Annotated in this window: 14 protein-coding genes; 7 read left to right on the top strand and 7 right to left on the bottom strand. The window is 60.0% G+C overall.

What is annotated here, in order from left to right; all coding sequences use genetic code 11:
- Positions 1 to 7 precede the first annotated feature (7 nt).
- The 7 genes from AB4K19_RS18450 to uxuA are packed head-to-tail and all read left to right on the top strand — an operon-like array spanning position 8 to position 6,916.
- A complete protein-coding gene (locus AB4K19_RS18450; protein ID WP_375229711.1) occupies positions 8 to 895 on the top strand; it encodes an NAD(P)-dependent oxidoreductase in 888 nt (295 codons plus the stop codon).
- Positions 895 to 1,776 (top strand): DMT family transporter, encoded by an 882-nt coding sequence (locus AB4K19_RS18445; RefSeq protein WP_375229710.1) that lies wholly within the window; start codon positions 895 to 897, stop codon positions 1,774 to 1,776. The genes AB4K19_RS18450 and AB4K19_RS18445 overlap by 1 nt, the downstream gene beginning before the upstream one ends.
- Complete coding sequence (locus tag AB4K19_RS18440) at positions 1,773 to 2,657, top strand: sugar kinase (RefSeq protein WP_375229709.1); 885 nt, start codon at positions 1,773 to 1,775, stop codon at positions 2,655 to 2,657. Before AB4K19_RS18445 ends, AB4K19_RS18440 begins: the two co-directional genes overlap by 4 nt.
- Positions 2,654 to 3,688 carry a Gfo/Idh/MocA family protein gene (locus AB4K19_RS18435; protein ID WP_375229708.1) on the top strand — a complete coding sequence of 345 codons (1,035 nt, stop codon included), beginning with the start codon at positions 2,654 to 2,656 and terminating at the stop codon, positions 3,686 to 3,688. Before AB4K19_RS18440 ends, AB4K19_RS18435 begins: the two co-directional genes overlap by 4 nt.
- Positions 3,685 to 4,686, top strand: a complete 1,002-nt coding sequence (locus tag AB4K19_RS18430) for a Gfo/Idh/MocA family protein (RefSeq protein ID WP_375229707.1) — start codon at positions 3,685 to 3,687, stop codon at positions 4,684 to 4,686. The genes AB4K19_RS18435 and AB4K19_RS18430 overlap by 4 nt, the downstream gene beginning before the upstream one ends.
- Positions 4,683 to 5,735, top strand: a complete 1,053-nt coding sequence (locus tag AB4K19_RS18425; RefSeq protein ID WP_375229706.1) for a Gfo/Idh/MocA family protein — start codon at positions 4,683 to 4,685, stop codon at positions 5,733 to 5,735. Before AB4K19_RS18430 ends, AB4K19_RS18425 begins: the two co-directional genes overlap by 4 nt.
- Positions 5,732 to 6,916 carry a mannonate dehydratase gene (uxuA, locus tag AB4K19_RS18420; protein ID WP_436398510.1) on the top strand — a complete coding sequence of 395 codons (1,185 nt, stop codon included), beginning with the start codon at positions 5,732 to 5,734 and terminating at the stop codon, positions 6,914 to 6,916. Before AB4K19_RS18425 ends, uxuA begins: the two co-directional genes overlap by 4 nt.
- Here the strand turns inward: uxuA and AB4K19_RS18415 are convergent.
- From AB4K19_RS18415 to puuE, 7 genes are all read right to left on the bottom strand, one after another.
- Complete coding sequence (locus AB4K19_RS18415) at positions 6,907 to 8,145, bottom strand: DNA recombination protein RmuC (protein WP_436398508.1); 1,239 nt, start codon at positions 8,143 to 8,145, stop codon at positions 6,907 to 6,909. The two genes, uxuA and AB4K19_RS18415, sit on opposite strands and share 10 nt — an antisense overlap.
- Positions 8,142 to 9,983, bottom strand: coding sequence for a DNA mismatch repair endonuclease MutL (gene mutL, locus AB4K19_RS18410; protein WP_375229703.1), 1,842 nt, complete (start codon positions 9,981 to 9,983; stop codon positions 8,142 to 8,144). The genes AB4K19_RS18415 and mutL overlap by 4 nt, the downstream gene beginning before the upstream one ends.
- A gap of 52 nt (positions 9,984 to 10,035) precedes the next feature.
- Positions 10,036 to 11,256 carry a urate hydroxylase PuuD gene (locus AB4K19_RS18405; RefSeq protein ID WP_375229702.1) on the bottom strand — a complete coding sequence of 407 codons (1,221 nt, stop codon included), beginning with the start codon at positions 11,254 to 11,256 and terminating at the stop codon, positions 10,036 to 10,038.
- Between the two features lie 88 nt (positions 11,257 to 11,344).
- The gene (locus tag AB4K19_RS18400; protein WP_375229701.1) at positions 11,345 to 12,664 is read right to left on the bottom strand and encodes a uracil-xanthine permease family protein; all 1,320 of its coding nucleotides are present in this window, start codon (positions 12,662 to 12,664) and stop codon (positions 11,345 to 11,347) included.
- A gap of 49 nt (positions 12,665 to 12,713) precedes the next feature.
- The gene (locus AB4K19_RS18395) at positions 12,714 to 13,202 is read right to left on the bottom strand and encodes an ureidoglycolate lyase (protein ID WP_375229700.1); all 489 of its coding nucleotides are present in this window, start codon (positions 13,200 to 13,202) and stop codon (positions 12,714 to 12,716) included.
- Complete coding sequence (locus tag AB4K19_RS18390; protein WP_436398506.1) at positions 13,199 to 14,008, bottom strand: bifunctional allantoicase/(S)-ureidoglycine aminohydrolase; 810 nt, start codon at positions 14,006 to 14,008, stop codon at positions 13,199 to 13,201. Before AB4K19_RS18390 ends, AB4K19_RS18395 begins: the two co-directional genes overlap by 4 nt.
- Positions 14,005 to 15,417: an allantoinase PuuE gene (puuE, locus tag AB4K19_RS18385; RefSeq protein ID WP_436398505.1), complete on the bottom strand. Its 1,413-nt coding sequence runs from the start codon at positions 15,415 to 15,417 to the stop codon at positions 14,005 to 14,007. The genes AB4K19_RS18390 and puuE overlap by 4 nt, the downstream gene beginning before the upstream one ends.
- Positions 15,418 to 15,504 lie beyond the last annotated feature (87 nt).

Here is a 15,504-nt window from a genome sequence, read left to right as displayed (position 1 = left end):
GAAAGTTATGACGCAGCCTACAATCGGATTCATCGGCCTCGGCCTTATGGGCGGCGCCATGGTCGGGCGCCTGCAGGACAAGGGGTACGCTCTGACCGTGCTGGGCAATCGCGACCGGACACATATCGACACCGCCATCAGCCGCGGGGCCACAGAGGCGGGCAGTGCCAGAGACGTCGCTGCTGCCTCGGATATTGTCATGCTCTGCATGGGCACGTCAGATCATGTAGAAGGCCGGATGCTGGGTGAGGACGGCGTCATCGCCGGTCTGAAACCGGGCGCCGTCGTCATAGATTTCGGCACGTCCCTGCCGGGCAGTACACGGATGCTGGGCGAGAAAACGGCAGCTGCGGGCGGGACGTATCTGGACGCTCCGCTGGGCCGCACACCTGCACATGCCAAAGACGGACTGCTGAACATCATGGCCTCCGGTGACAAGGCCGCGTTCGACAGGGTCGCACCTGTGCTGAAGGATCTGGGCGAAAACGTCTTTCACCTGGGCGCACTGGGATCGGGCCATACCATCAAACTGATCAACAATTTCTTTGGCATGACAGTGGCGAATGCGATGGCCGAGGCCTTTGCGATGGCGGATGTGGCCGACGTTGACCGCGAACAGCTTTACAGTGTGATGGCGGCCGGACCTTTGCATTCAGGCATGATGGATTTCGTCAAAGGCTACGGCGTTGACGGTGATCCGAACCAGCTGGCCTTTGCGATCAAAAACGCGGCCAAAGATGTGGGCTATTACAAAACAATGGCTGATGATGCCGGGGTGGACAGCATCATGTCGCGCTGCGCGCTGGCCGCTCTGAGCGAAGCGCGCGACAACGGTCAAGCCGACGATATGGTCAGCCAGATGGTGGACTTCTTTGCGGCGCGGTTCGGCAGGTAATGGCTGTCACCGCCCGCGCACAGGAGGACAGACCACAGCTTGGCATCCTGATGATGCTGGCGGCGTGGTTCCTTTTTGCGCTGGTGGATACTTCGGCGAAATGGCTGGTGCTGGCGGGATATCCCGCATTCCAGCTGGCGTTCATGCGGTATGCCGGGCACTTTGCCATTTCGCTGATGGTGACCTTCCGGGACGGTTTCGACAGCGAACGGGTGCGGACAGACCATCTCTGGCAGGTTCTCTTTCGATCATCGCTGCTGATCTCGGCAACGCTTGGGAATTTCTACGCGCTGAACTTCCTGCCACTGACGGTGATTTCAGCCATTATGTTCTCCAGCCCGATCATCGTCTGTTTCCTGTCGATGACCGTGCTGAAAGAACAGATCGGTCCGTGGCGCTGGGGCGCCATTCTGCTGGGGTTCGCAGGGGTTCTTGTTGTCATCCGGCCGTTTGGCGAAACTTTCCACCCGGCGATGATCCTGCCGCTTTATAATGCGACAGCCCTTGCGCTTTATTCCCTGATGACCCGACGCCTTGCCGGGCTGGTCGCGACTGAGACCATGCAGTTCTACATGGGCGCACTGGGTACTGCTGTCCTGCTGCCTTTTGCCGTCTGGGCATGGGTTATGCCGCCTGATCTGCATGGCTGGATCCTGCTGATCGGTCTTGGTGTCGGCGGGTGGACGGGCCATCAGCTGCTGACCACCGCCCATCTTTTCGGGTCCGCGAATACGCTGATGCCCTATACTTACTCCTTCATGATCTACATCGCCGGGCTGAGCTGGCTGGTGTTTGACCACCTGCCGGATCTGTGGACGGTCGCTGGTGCTGCGGTCATTGTGGTGTCGGGTCTGATCATCTGGAAACGGGAGCAGAGATGAGTCTCAGGATTGCATGTGTGGGTGAGGCGATGATCGAACTCGCTATATCCGGGAATACGGCAGGTGTCGGCGTTGCAGGAGACACCCTGAACGCCGCTGTCTACCTGACCCGCGCCAATCCCGATCTGCAGGTCGATTATATTACCTGCCTCGGGGACGATCCCTTTTCTTTGCAGATCCGTGATTTCATCGAAAACCAGAGCATTGGCTGCGACAACATTTCAATACTTCCAGGCCGGACGCCCGGTCTCTATGCGATCACGACAACGCCTGAAGGAGAGCGATCTTTCACGTACTGGCGGGAAACTGCGGCGGCGCGCAGTCTTTTTGCAGGACCCGGAGAGCCCGATTTCTCGGTCCTCGCGGGGTATGACGTTGTGTATCTGTCCGGCATCACCATTGCCATCCTGCCTCATCCGGTACGTCTGGCTCTGATTGACTGGCTGGTCCAGTCGGACATTCGCGTTGTTTTCGACAGTAATTTCCGGCCCAGACTATGGGAAGATACCGCCACCGCGCGGACGATCACGACGCTGCTGTGGGCCTGCGCTGACATAGCATTGCCTTCTGTCGACGATGAAATGGACCTGTTTGGGGAAACCCACGAGGAGGTTCGCCAGCGGTTTGCGGAACTGGGTGTCCGCGGTGCGCTGAAACAGGGTGCTGACGGTCCAGCCAGCCTGGGAGAGCCGGTTTCCCAGAACTATCCGCCCGCCCGAAACGTGGTGGACACGACGGCTGCCGGTGACAGCTTCAACGGCGCATACCTTGGCGCGGTATTGGCGGGCGCCACACAGGCGGACGCGCTGATGGCGGCACATCTCTGCGCATCTGAAGTTGTGGGAATACGGGGCGCGATCACTCCGAGGGTACAGGAATGAAGGCAATCCTCATTGGTCTGGGGATGGTTGCGGACACCCATCTGCTTGCCGTCCGGGACGCGCAGCCCGCAGTGACGCTTTCTGGCGCAATGGGGCGCGATGGCGACCGCACCCGCGCCTTTGCCGCGAAGGCGTCCGAGGCCCTTGGGTACACTGTGCCTCCATTGGCCGATACCGGAGACCCCGCGTTTACAGAGGCAGATTTCGTTATCCTGACAACGCCGCCGGATGCCCGACTGGCGCTGGTCCGCGCGTTGGCTGCGGCGGGAAAACCCATACTGATGGAAAAACCTGTTGAACGGACGCTGGCCAACGCCCGGAAAATTGTGGAGCTGTGTGAGCAAAGCAATATCCCTCTGGGGATCGTTCTGCAGCACCGGGCGCGCGCGGCGTCTCTGCAGCTGCGGGAGTCCCTGAACAAAGGTGCGCTCGGCGATGTGGCGACCGTCGACATCCGCGTGCCCTGGTGGCGCGATCAGGTTTATTACGATGTGCCCGGGCGCGGCACCTATGCACGCGATGGCGGCGGCGTGATGATCAATCAGGCGATCCACACGCTTGATCTTGCATTGTGGCTGCTGGGGCCAGTGCGCAGCCTCCAGGCGCAGATGCACAAAACACCCCTTCACCAGCTTGAGGCCGAGGACTGGGCCAGCGCGCTGCTGACTTTTGAAAGCGGCGCCGTTGGGTCGCTGGCAGCGACGACAGCCGCCTGGCCTGGCACGTCCGAAAGCATCACGATCCAAGGCACAAAGGCGCGCGCCCATCTTGAAGCCGGTGTGCTGGTCATCGACAGTCTCGATGGTCAGACGACACATTATGGCGAAACCTCCGCAACAGGCGGCGGAGCAGATCCGATGGCCTTTACGCATGCATGGCATCAGTCTGTTCTGGAGGACTTTGCCACTACGCTGCGCACTGGCGGTGAACCCCTCGCAACGGGCCGCAGCGCTTTGCCTGCGCAAGCCGTTATTGCAACCATGGAAGAAGCCGCCCGGACCGGGCGCATCACTGAGGTACCCCGACTATGACACTGCGGTTTGTGGCGCTTGGCCTCGATCACCGGCACATCTATGGCATGACCGAATACATGCTGAAGACCGGTGCAGAATGCGTCGGGTTCTGGACCGAAGGCACGCCGGGTACCCTCGACGGTTTCGTCAGGCGTTTTCCCGATATTCCCAGAATTAACGATCTTGAGGACGCTCTGAACTGTGGCGCGGAACTTGCTTTGATTGCAGCGATACCCGCTGACCGCGCTGAACTGGCTGTCGCTTCCATGCGCAACCGTATGGATGTGATGACAGATAAGCCTGGCTGCACGACTCTGGATCAGCTTGCCGCGATTAAGTCCTGTGTGGCTGAAACAGGCCGGATCTGGTCCGTCAATTTTTCCGAACGTTTTGAAGTTCCCGCCGTGACCCTTGCCGACAAGCTGGTCTCCGACGGGGCCATCGGGCGTGTCGTCCACACTGCCGGTCTTGGTCCGCACCGCCTGAACAGAGAAACGAGACCCGACTGGTTTTTCGAAAAGGACCGCTACGGTGGCATTCTGACCGACATCGCCTCCCATCAGATTGACCAGTTTCTGCACTTTACGTCCTCTGCTTCAGCTGAGGTTTCTCATGCGTTTACAGCCAATTACGCGAATCCGGATGTTCCGGGACTGCAGGATTTTGGCGAAATCTCGCTGCGCAGCGAAAACGGCACGGGCTACATTCGCGTCGACTGGTATACCCCCGATGCTTTGCCAACCTGGGGCGACGGTCGCCTGACCATACTGGGCACCGAAGGCTACATTGAACTGCGCAAATATGTGGACGTCGGCGGACGGGATGGCACCGATCACCTGATCCTTGTGAACGGTGAGAAATGTGAGAGCATTGATGCGTCGGCTGCCGGTCTTCCCTATTTCGAGAGGCTCGCAAAAGACATACGGGAGCGTACGGAAACAGCGATGCCCCAGGCACATTGCTTTCTTGTGATGGAACTGGCGTTGCATGCACAGCAGATAGCGGACCGAAAATGACCAGAGTTGCTATATTGGGTGCAGGGATCGGCGGCGAACACCTTACGGCCTACCGTGCACTGCCGGACCATTTTTCAGTCGCGTTGCTGGTGGATCAGGATTCCGCGCGCGCGGAGGCTCTGCGCGCAGGCGATGACTACAGAACGGAAACGGATATCAGCAAGGCCCTCGCAAATCCACAGATCGACCTGATAGATATATGTCTGCCGCCGCATCTGCATGTCCCGGTCACGCTGCAGGCACTTGAGGCCGGCAAACATGTTATATGTGAAAAACCGCTCGCCACGTCCCTGCGGGACGCACATCAGATACGCGATGCAGCATCACGGACCGGGCGCGATGTTTTCCCCGTGTTTCAGTACCGCTGGGGCCCCGCACTCGCGACCCTGCGCAGTCTGATCAGGGAAGGATTCGCCGGCAGGCCTCAGGTCGCATCGATTGAAACGCACTGGTCCCGCGGATCTGACTATTACGCCGTTCCCTGGCGCGGAACCTGGGCCGGGGAGCAGGGCGGTGCCGTTCTCGGCCACGCCATTCACAATCATGACCTCCTGACCCATTTCATGGGGCCTGTGACTGATGTGTCGGCCATGACCGCAACGCGCGTAAACCCCATTGAAACCGAGGATTGCGCAACAGTGGCGTTCCGTCTGGATGGCGGTGCCCTCGCAACCAGTTCGGTCACTCTCGGCGCTGCGACAGACGAAACGCGCATTCGCTTTGTCTTTGAAAACCTGACCGCGACATCGGGCACGGCGCCTTATGCGCCGGGGTCTGTTGACTGGCGGTTTGACGCGCGGGACCCGGCCCGCCAGCAGGAACTGGATGACCTTGTGGCGAAGGCTCCGGAAGAGCCCAATGGCTTTGAGGGTTTTCTGGCAGAAATCGCTGCGGCTCTCATCGACAAAAGCAACAGTGCTGTCACTCTGGCCGAAGGTATCGCCTCTGTGGAACTTGTCACGGCCATCTATCACGCAGCCCGCACGGGGGAGCGGACGTCCCTGCCTTTGACGACAGAACACCCGCTGTATGGAGGATGGCAACCATGAAGCAATGCTGGCGATGGTTCGGACCGCAGGACAAAGTCCCCCTGGCACATCTGCATCAGGTGGGCGTCGAAGGCATTGTGACTGCCCTGCATGATATTCCACCGGGTGAGATCTGGAGTGCGGAAGCCATACGCAAGCGAATGGAGTTGCTGGCTGCTTCGGGCTTCGACTGGGACGTTGTAGAAAGCCTTCCGGTCTCTGAAACGATCAAGACCAAAGGTCCGGACTACCGTGAGCATCTCAACGCGTATCGGGCCAGTCTGACCAACCTTGCTGAAGCAGGCATCAGGACTGTCTGCTACAACTTCATGCCGATCCTTGACTGGACCCGGACGGTTCTGCGCGCGCCGCAGCCCCATGGCGGGAACGCCATGCATTTCTCGCTGCTGGATTTCGCGGTTTTTGATCTGCGCATCCTGAAGCGCGCAACGGCCGCCGACGACTACGACCCGGAGTTGAGGGCACTTGCGGCAGAGCGCTTTGGGAACCTTTCGGACCAGGAAAAACAGACACTTCAGAAGACCGTGATCGCCGGTCTGCCCGGAGCCAATGACTCGTGGTCTCTGACCGAGGTCGCCGCGCGCCTCGCAACCTACGATCACATCGACGCCGACCAGCTTCGCGCGAACCTGATCGATTTCCTCTCAGAGGTTGCGCCCCACGCGCAGGACTGCGGTATACGTCTGTGCTGCCATCCGGATGACCCGCCCTTTCCTCTACTCGGCCTGCCCAGGGTAATGTCATCGACAGAGGACTATGTCACCGTGCTGGAGGCGGTTGATATCCCTGCCAGTGGCGCGACGCTGTGTACAGGGTCGCTGGGTGTAGCCGCTGAATTCGATCCTGTGGAATTTATCCGCCGCACCGGGCCGCGGATCCATTTTGTGCACCTGCGCAACACCCGGCGGGTGCCCGGCCCAGACCCTGCGCGACCCGACTTTTTCGAGGCTCCACATCTTGATGGCGACACCGATATGGTGGCGACGATCCGGGCCCTGACGGAGGAGGAGACGCGCCGCCGGGGCGCAGGACGCGAAGATGCCGAGATCCCGATGCGGCCGGATCACGGACAGGAACTGCTGAGTGATCTGGATACAGACAGCATGCCTGGCTATCCGCTGATCGGCAGAATGCGCGGGCTGGCCGAACTGCGCGGGATCATGGCCGCCTGTCAGCCCTGAGGTTTTGTCAGCGGCACGACCGTGTCGCCATCATCCGCGCTCAGTTCCTCAAAATCGAAATTGTCCAGGCGGGCAGCGCGCTTACCTGCGCGCTCTGCTGCTGTGGAAATACCATCCAGATCCGCGCGCGCTTGTCCGAAATGCGTGTTCAGCTTGCCCACTCGCTCGACAACGATTTCAACATCACGGTGCAGTTGCTTCAGGGTCTTACGGATCGCCCCGGCCTGTTCGCGCATCCGCGCGTCTTTCAGAATAGCCCGCATGGTATTCAGCGTCGCCATGCAGGTCGTCGGTGAAACGATCCAGACCCTGGCGTCAAACCCTTTGCGGACTAGGTCCGGGAAATTGGCATGCAGCTCAGCATAAACCGCTTCTGATGGCAGGAACATCAGCGCGCCATCGGCGGTTTCGCCATCGAGGATGTACTTTTCGGCAATGTCAGTAATGTGTTTGGTCACAGCCGTTTTCATGCTGGCCACGGCCTGTTTCAGGTCATGCTCACTGTCGGCCGCGCGGAGGGCTTCATAGGCCTCCAGTGGGAATTTACTGTCGATCACGATCGGACCGGGCGGGTTCGGCAGGTGGATCAGACAATCTGCGCGCTTGCCGTTGCTCAGGGAGGGTTGCCAGGAATAACTGTCAGCAGGCAGGGCTTTGGAGACGATATCCCGCAGCTGGATTTCACCGAAAGCCCCACGGGTCTGTTTGTTGCTCAGTATGTCCTGCAGGGACAGCACATCGCCGGACAAACGGGTGATATTGTCCTGCGCCTTGTCAATTGCCGCCAGCCTCTCCTGGAGCTGCGTCAGCGAGGTTGTCGTCTGTTTCGAAGACCCGTGCAGGGTTTCCTTCATGCGCTCCTGCATCTCCGTCAGCGCGCGCTGCGACCGCATGGCATTGTCCGCGAGCCTGTCCTGCATCTGCTGCTGAACCGACGCAAGCCGGGTCTCAACGGTCTGAATGACCTGGGTCTGCGCATTGGCCTGCGTGTCCGAAACCGTCTGAAGACCGCCGCGCAACTGCTCCTGGCCTGCGCCCAACTGCTGAACCTGCTGGCCCAGCATGCCGATCTGCTGCGCCAGCGGGGCCGCAATCTGCGCGGACCGGCCAGCGGCGCGTACCGCCATGATCAGCAGGACAAGTACCAGCAGAATGATGGCTGTACCGGCGACAGCAGCAATCATAACAAGATCGCTCATTGCATATGTGGTGCCTGCGATCTCGATCATGTGCGTCCGAAAAGCCGTTCAATATCGCTGAGTTTCAGCTCAACATATGTTGGGCGTCCGTGATTGCACTGACCGGAATGCGGGGTGGCTTCCATCTCGCGGAGCAGCGCGTTCATCTCTTCAGCCCGCATGCGGCGGCCCGAGCGGATTGACCCGTGACAGGCAACCCGGCTGAGAATGGCGTCTATCCGCGTTTTTACGGCATCTGAACTGTTCAGGTCGGCCAGTTCGTCCAGAATATCCATGACCAACGCCCGCGCATTTACAGTTCCCAGAATGGCGGGTGTTTCGCGCACTGCAATGGCGCCTCCACCAAAAGGTTCGAGGACCAGACCCAAAGCAGCCAGGTCCTCTGCGCATGCCATCAGCCGGCTGCAGTCGTCACCCGAAAGGTCGATCACTTCCGGAATGAGCAAAGCCTGAGAGGCGACGCCGTTCTCTGCCATCTGGTTTTTCAGCTTTTCGTACACCAGCCGCTCGTGCGCGGCGTGCTGGTCTACGAGAACCATGCCGGTAGCTGTTTGTGCAATTATGTAGTTCTCGTGCACCTGGCCGCGCGCAGTGCCCAGTGGAAAATCCTGTAAGTCAGCCCCATCGGTTGCAACCGGTTCCGGCGTTTCCTCGATCCGTCCCCAGGGGGCTGATGCTTCCTCAAAATGAGGCGTCTGGACCGGGAACGCGGTGGTCTGCGATCCGCCATAGGGTCGGTCCATCTGGTAGACACCTGCGCCAACGGGTTCGGGTTTCATCGCGCCCAGTGTAGCACCTGCCACTGTTGTTGATGCACGATGCCCGGCTTCGGCCAGCGCATGACGCAGTGCGGAAACAATCAGACCCCGCGCCAGGCCCGGGTCGCGGAACCGCACCTCTGATTTCGCCGGGTGCACGTTCACGTCTACCAGCGTTGGATCACAATCGATGAACAGAGCCGCCGCAGGGTGCCGGTCACGGCTCAGAAAATCCGAGTACGCACCGCGCAGAGCGCCCACCAGCAGTTTATCCCGCACAGGGCGGCCGTTCACAAATAAGTACTGAGCGACTGCGGAGCCCCGCGAATAGGTCGGCAGCGCCGCGAAACCGGTCAGAAGCAGACCTTCGCGTTCGGCGTCGATGCGCAGCGCATTTTCAGCAAATTCACGGCCCAGCACCCGTGCCAGACGACCATGAAGCGCATCAAAAAGATCCCCCTGCCCGGCATCCGCGCGGAAAATCTCGCGAGGCGCGCCATCGCCGGAAACGTCCCTGAGCACAAAGCTGATAAAAGGCTCCGCCATGGCGAGCCGGCGCACCACATCGCCGATGGCCAGTGCCTCTGCCCGGTCAGTGCGCAGAAATTTGAGCCGCGCGGGTGTGGCATAAAACAGGTCCCGCAGCGTTACGGTCGTGCCTGGCTGAGACGCTGCAGGCCGGACCGGCGCAGCGTTCCCGCCAGCCACTGTGATCTCCGCGCCATCGTCCGCGCCGGTACGGCTGGTTATGGTCAGCCGGCCGACCGCAGCAAGCGATGGTAAAGCCTCCCCGCGAAACCCGAAGGTATGGATGTTCAGCAGGTCGGAGCCGTCGATCTTGGACGTTGCGTGCCGTGACAGCGCCAGCGGCAGGTCATCTGCGGTGAGCCCACAGCCATCGTCCTGCACGCGGATCAGTGTCTTGCCGCCATCGGCATATTCAACTGTAATCCTGCGGGCACCGGCGTCGATTGCGTTCTCCACCAGCTCCTTCACTGCAGAGGCCGGGCGCTCCACAACCTCACCGGCCGCGATCCTGTTAACAGCACCTTCGTCGAGCTGCCTGATAACGGGGCGTTTTTCGCCTATGTTGGGGTCTGTCATCGCCATACCGCAAAACTTAGCATACTCAACGGCGATTCTGAACCCGGAAAGCGGTGTGTCAGATGTCAGACGCCGCCTTGTACCACGCAACAATCAGCGCCCGTTCTGCGTCTTCCATCCAGGACAGGTTGGCGGGTGGCATGGCATGGCTGACTCCAGCCTGGAGGTAGATATCCCGCGCGTGCCGCGTGATGTCATAGGCCGTTTCAAGGCGTACCCCCTTTGGTGCCCACAGGAGGCCGTCCCAGACAGGTTCTGCGGCATGACACATGGAGCACCTGCCCAGCACGATATCCTGCACATCATCAAATCCAGGCGCTTCGGCATAGCGGACCGCATCCCCGTGCGCCTCATCGGTTTCTGCACCACTCATCGGAGCGGTTGAAAGCCACATAATGGCGATAAAAATCAGAGCGGTCACCGCCCAGGTCCAGTGCGGATTTCCCTGCCGGGCGTGGATGGAGTTGAAATAGTGCCGGATGGTGACACCCATCAGAAAGACAAGGCTGGCGATGATCCAGGTATTCTGCGTCGCAAACGCCAGCGGGTAGTGGTTAGACAGCATCAGGAAGATCACCGGCAGCGTCAGGTAATTGTTGTGCGTGCTGCGCTGTTTGGCGATTTTCCCGTATTTTGCGTCCGGGGTCCGGCCGGCCATCAGATCGGCCACCACAATTTTCTGGTTGGGGATAATGATCATGAAGACATTGGCGCTCATGATCGTTGCCGTGAACGCCCCAAGGTGCAGCATCGCCGCCCGGCCGGAGAACACCTGGGTATAAAACCAGGACATCGCCACCAGGACCGCAAACAGAGCCACCATCAGAACAGTCTGATCCGCATCAACGAATACGCGGCACAGCGTTGTGTATGCGATCCAGCCAAAAGCCAGCGACACCAGCGAGATGCCGACTGCCTGCCAGGCAGACAAATCCATGACCGCCGGATCAATCAGGTAAAATTCAGCGCCGAGATAATAGACGAGCACCAGAAGGGCAAAACCGCTGATCCACGTCCAATAGCTCTGCCATTTATGCCAGATCAGGCCGTCCGGAATGTTTTCAGGCGCAACAAGGTATTTCTGGATATGATAGAACCCGCCGCCATGCACCTGCCATTCCTCACCATCTGCACCGGAGGAGAGGTTCCTGTCGCGGTGCAGACCAAGATCAAGCGCAATGAAGTAGAACGATGACCCGATCCACGCGATCGCCGTAATGACGTGCAGCCAGCGAACGCCGAATTCGATCCAGGCGGCCATGACAGCAAAGTCATACATGTCGTGTGGTCCTCATCTGTTTCGGGCATGTCGCCGGTGGCACGGTCGGGTGCCTCCGGCGGGGATATTTAAAGCCAGAAGAACCTGGTCAGATCTCTTCCGGCAGGACAAGGTTCAGCACGATCGCAACAAGGGCTGTGGGGGCCACAGCGGATGTTGCGAGGGTTTTGACAACACCTGGCAGATACTGAACGGCCGTTGGCACAAGATTGAGGCCGAGACCCGCAGCAAGTGACACCGCGATGATCACCATGTTCCGGCGGTTCATCTCAATTTCGCTCAGAACATTGAGCCCTGCCGCGGCAACCATGCCGAACATCACGATCACACCGCCGCCAAGCACCGGCAGCGGCATTGAGGCGATGACGGCACCGATCTTTGGCACCAAACCGCAGAGGATCAATACGATGGCACCGATGGTGACAACGTGGCGGCTCATAATGCCGGTCATACCGACGATGCCGACATTCTGGCTGAAGGAGGTGTTCGGCAGGCCCCCAAAGACGCCTGCGACAGCCGTCCCGAGACCGTCTGCATAGGTCGCGCCGGCGATTTCCTCGTCCGTTGCTTCGCGCCCCGCGCCGGCCTTGGTCGTGGCGGACGCATCCCCAACGGTTTCAATCGCCGAGACAATGGACACCAGCGTCACGGCGATCACAGCGCCCAGCGAGAATTCAAATCCGTAGGGCAGTGGCGTGATAGCCGTGAACCAGCTGGCATTCGCGACGGGTGCGAAGTTCACCATACCCATCACGAGAGCCAGCAGATATCCGACGATCAGCCCCACCAGAATGGCGGCATTTGACAGCGTGCCTTTGGTGAAGAACTTCAGGATCAGCGCAACGATGACGACGGAAAGTGCGACAGACCAGTGCATCAGAGAGCCGAAACTTTCAGCCTCCATCTGGAACTTTGCCGCACCACCGGCTGCATATTTGATCGCGACCGGAATCAGATAAAGACCGATTGCGAGGATGACGAGACCCGTGACAAGCGGGGGGAAAAGCCAGCGCAGGTGCCGGATAAACCCGCCAAGAATAAAGTGAACAACGCCGCCGATAATACAGGCACTCAGCGCGACACTGAGGCCTTGCGTGGCGGCAACCCCGGCCAGAACACCAACAAAAGCGAAACTGGTGCCCTGCATGATCGGAAGACGGGCGCCGATCGGGCCTATGCCAACTGTCTGAAACAATGTGGCAATCCCGGCGAACAGCATCGCCATCTGGATGAGGTACACCTGTTCGGGCCCGCCAAACGCAAGGCCCGCGGCACCGGCGACGATAATGGAAGGTGTCACATTGGAGGCAAACATCGCCAGCACGTGCTGCAGTCCGAGCGGAACTGCCTGCGCCAGCGGTGGGGTCTGGTCCGGGTCGCTGTAAACGCCCGCTGTACGATCTGTCATCTTCTGTCCCTGTCGTTTTTTTACGCCCGCTTTTTGCGGGTCCCGCCCGTTATGAAACCACAACAACCGGCGGATCAAGCAAAACCTCATCAAGGTTGGGCGTATCGCCGATACGGTCTACAACTGCGAAAATTCCGGGCGCTGCCAGCGGGGTGAGCACACCATGCCAGGTGCCTGCGTAAAAATTCACGCCCTGATGCGGTGCCGTCAGGAATGCAGAAGGTGTGCCGGGACGGCCATTTTCATCGGGCGCGACGATCACCAGAAACGGGTTGGACGTCATCGGCAGAAAGGCCTGGCTGCCTTCGGGATGACGTTCGAGCAGGTTGAATTCGTAAGGTAAGCTGCGCGGTTCGGCATTGAACAGGCTGATACCCGCGCGCCCCCTCTCTCCGAAAGACAGGCGCGCCCGGTCGTGGTGGCGCCCGCACAGACCGGCGTTGATCATCCGGTCCGGTGCATCTGAGCAGTCGAGCACATCGCCAAAGGGCGCAAAGGCCTGTGCCGTAAGCGGCTGGGTATGGATGCGGAGGATCACAGGCGCGCGTGACGGTTGACGTCTTTGTAAAGCAGGTAGCGGAATGGCTCCGACCCGGTCGCGATGCAGGCCTGGGGGCAAAAGGCGCGCAACCAGAGGAAGTCTCCCGGCCCGACAGACACCCAGTCCTTGTTCAGAAGGTATTCGGCGGTGCCCTGCAGAACATAGAGACCGTGTTCCATCACATGCGTTTCGGCGAATGGGATGCGGCCACCGGGCTGGAACGTGACGATGTTCACATGAAAATCATAATTGATATCAAGAGGATCCAGAAAACGCTGGGTTGCCCACTTACCTTCGCTGTGTGGCATTGCGACGGCGGGTACTTCATTGTCGTGGGTCACCAGCGCCTCCGGCACGCTGATGCCGTCGGCAGGTTCGAACTTCTTTCGGATCCAGTGGAACCGGCAGGGCGTGCTGCCCGTGTTCCAGAGCGTCCAGACCGCACTGGGCGGAATGTATGCATAGCTGCCAGGGCGCAGATCATAAAAGTCCTGGCCCAGTGTCAGCCGTGCGGTGCCCTCGGCCACAAAGATGACCGCCTGGGCGTGTACATCGGGTTCCGGTGTCGCACTGCCCCCTTCGGGGTCCATTTCAACCGCATACTGAGAGAACGTTTCAGCGAAGCCCGAAAGAGGCCGCGCCAGAACCCAGACCCGCGTATTCTGCCACCCCGGCAGAAAGCTTGTCACGATATCGCGCTGTGTGATGGCGGGCAGAACCGCGTAGCTCTCCGTGAAAACGGCGGTGCCTTCCGGGTTGTGTGTCTGATCCGGCAGGCCGCCGGGGGGGAACGCGTAGCTCACAGAATTGCCTCCAGCCGCAGTCGCGCAATCCGTTCGACCTGGCGGCAGGCCTCGTCAAACTCTTCGCCGGTGTCATGTTCAATCCGGCGGTGAAAGGCCTTCAGAATGCCCGCCTTGTCGTGATCTCGTACGGCAATGATGAAAGGAAAACCGTGTTTTGCCACATAATCCGCGTTCAGTTTTTCAAACTGCGTGCGTTCCGCGTCTGTGAGCGCATCCAGCCCGGCGCTTGCCTGTTCCTGCGTGCTGTCAGCGGTCAGACGGCGTGCAGCTGCGAGTTTTCCGGCAAGGTCAGGGTGCGCTTGCAGGACCGCCAGACGTTCTGCATCCGACGCGCTGCGGAAGACGCGTGCCATGGCTGAATGCAGCCCCGCCGCACTGTCATGTGCGGGACCCAGCTCCAGCGCAAAGGCCCGTTCGGCGATCCAGGCGGAATGCTCAAAGATGCCGCCGAACCGATCAACAAAAAGCCCTTTGTCCATCTGCGAGGGACGGCTGCGGTCCACGGGCGGATGCTGCGCGGCCCAGTGTTCGGCGATATCGATCCGCCGCGGACACCAGACGCCCTCAAACGTCTGAATATACCCGATGAACTTCTGCAGCGCCCGGATGCGCCCTGGTCGCCCGATCAGCCGGCAGTGCAGGCCAACCGACATCATTTTTGCGGAACCTTCCGCGCCTTCGGCATAGAGCGCATCGAAGGTGTCCCGCAGATAAGCAAAGAACTGGTCCCCGGAATTAAACCCCTGGGGCGTAGCAAAGCGCATGTCGTTGCAGTCGAGCGTATAGGGAATGATAAGCTGATCGCGCGATCCGATCCTGGTCCAGTACGGCAGGTCATCGTCATAGGTGTCCGAGATGTAGTCGAACTGCCCGGTTTCGGCGGCCAGTGCGACGGTATTCTCCGAACACCGGCCTGTGTACCAGCCGCGCGGTGCGGCACCTGTAACTTCGGTATGCAGCCGGATGGCCTCGGCCATGTCAGCCGTTTCAGCTTCGGGCGAGTGGTCTTTATAGTCGATCCACTTCAGCCCATGGCTTGCAATTTCCCAGCCTGCCTGCTGCATCGCCTCGACCTGTTCGGGCGCACGCGCAAGTGCAGAGGCGACGCCATAGACTGTGACCGGAATGCGCGCACCGGTGAAAAGACGGTGCAGACGCCAGAAACCCGCACGCGCGCCGTAATCATAGATAGATTCCATGTTCCAGTGACGCTGGCCGGGCCAGGGCTGTGCGCCCACGATTTCGGACAGGAACGCTTCGGAGGCGGCGTCCCCATGCAGCAGGCAGTTCTCGCCGCCTTCTTCATAGTTCACCACGAACTGAACGGCGATCCTGGCACCACCGGGCCATGCAGCATCCGGTGGGGTTGCGCCGTATCCATTGAAATCACGGGGGTAGCGGTTCACGCGGAAAACTCCTGACAGGTCAGTTCTATTCATTACTGACTACACGGCGCGTTGCAATTCGCAACAGGCAAAGGCAGGGTGCCACAG

The organism is Roseobacter phycocola, assembly GCF_042055075.2.
Classification (GTDB): Bacteria; Pseudomonadota; Alphaproteobacteria; order Rhodobacterales; family Rhodobacteraceae; genus Roseobacter.
This window is presented reverse-complemented; position numbering and strand designations above follow the sequence as displayed.

Excerpts from the sequence above, each read along its gene's own strand:
- AB4K19_RS18405 (WP_375229702.1), bottom strand. The coding sequence starts at position 11,256 with ATGTATGACTTTGCTGTCATGGCCGCCTGGATCGAATTCGGCGTTCGC.
- AB4K19_RS18440 (WP_375229709.1), top strand. The coding sequence starts at position 1,773 with ATGAGTCTCAGGATTGCATGTGTGGGTGAGGCGATGATCGAACTCGCT.
- AB4K19_RS18400 (WP_375229701.1), bottom strand. The coding sequence starts at position 12,664 with ATGACAGATCGTACAGCGGGCGTTTACAGCGACCCGGACCAGACCCCA.
- uxuA (WP_436398510.1), top strand. The coding sequence starts at position 5,732 with ATGAAGCAATGCTGGCGATGGTTCGGACCGCAGGACAAAGTCCCCCTG.
- AB4K19_RS18445 (WP_375229710.1), top strand. The coding sequence starts at position 895 with ATGGCTGTCACCGCCCGCGCACAGGAGGACAGACCACAGCTTGGCATC.
- AB4K19_RS18450 (WP_375229711.1), top strand. The coding sequence starts at position 8 with ATGACGCAGCCTACAATCGGATTCATCGGCCTCGGCCTTATGGGCGGC.
- AB4K19_RS18430 (WP_375229707.1), top strand. The coding sequence starts at position 3,685 with ATGACACTGCGGTTTGTGGCGCTTGGCCTCGATCACCGGCACATCTAT.
- AB4K19_RS18415 (WP_436398508.1), bottom strand. The coding sequence starts at position 8,145 with ATGATCGAGATCGCAGGCACCACATATGCAATGAGCGATCTTGTTATG.
- mutL (WP_375229703.1), bottom strand. The coding sequence starts at position 9,983 with ATGGCGATGACAGACCCCAACATAGGCGAAAAACGCCCCGTTATCAGG.
- AB4K19_RS18425 (WP_375229706.1), top strand. The coding sequence starts at position 4,683 with ATGACCAGAGTTGCTATATTGGGTGCAGGGATCGGCGGCGAACACCTT.
- AB4K19_RS18435 (WP_375229708.1), top strand. The coding sequence starts at position 2,654 with ATGAAGGCAATCCTCATTGGTCTGGGGATGGTTGCGGACACCCATCTG.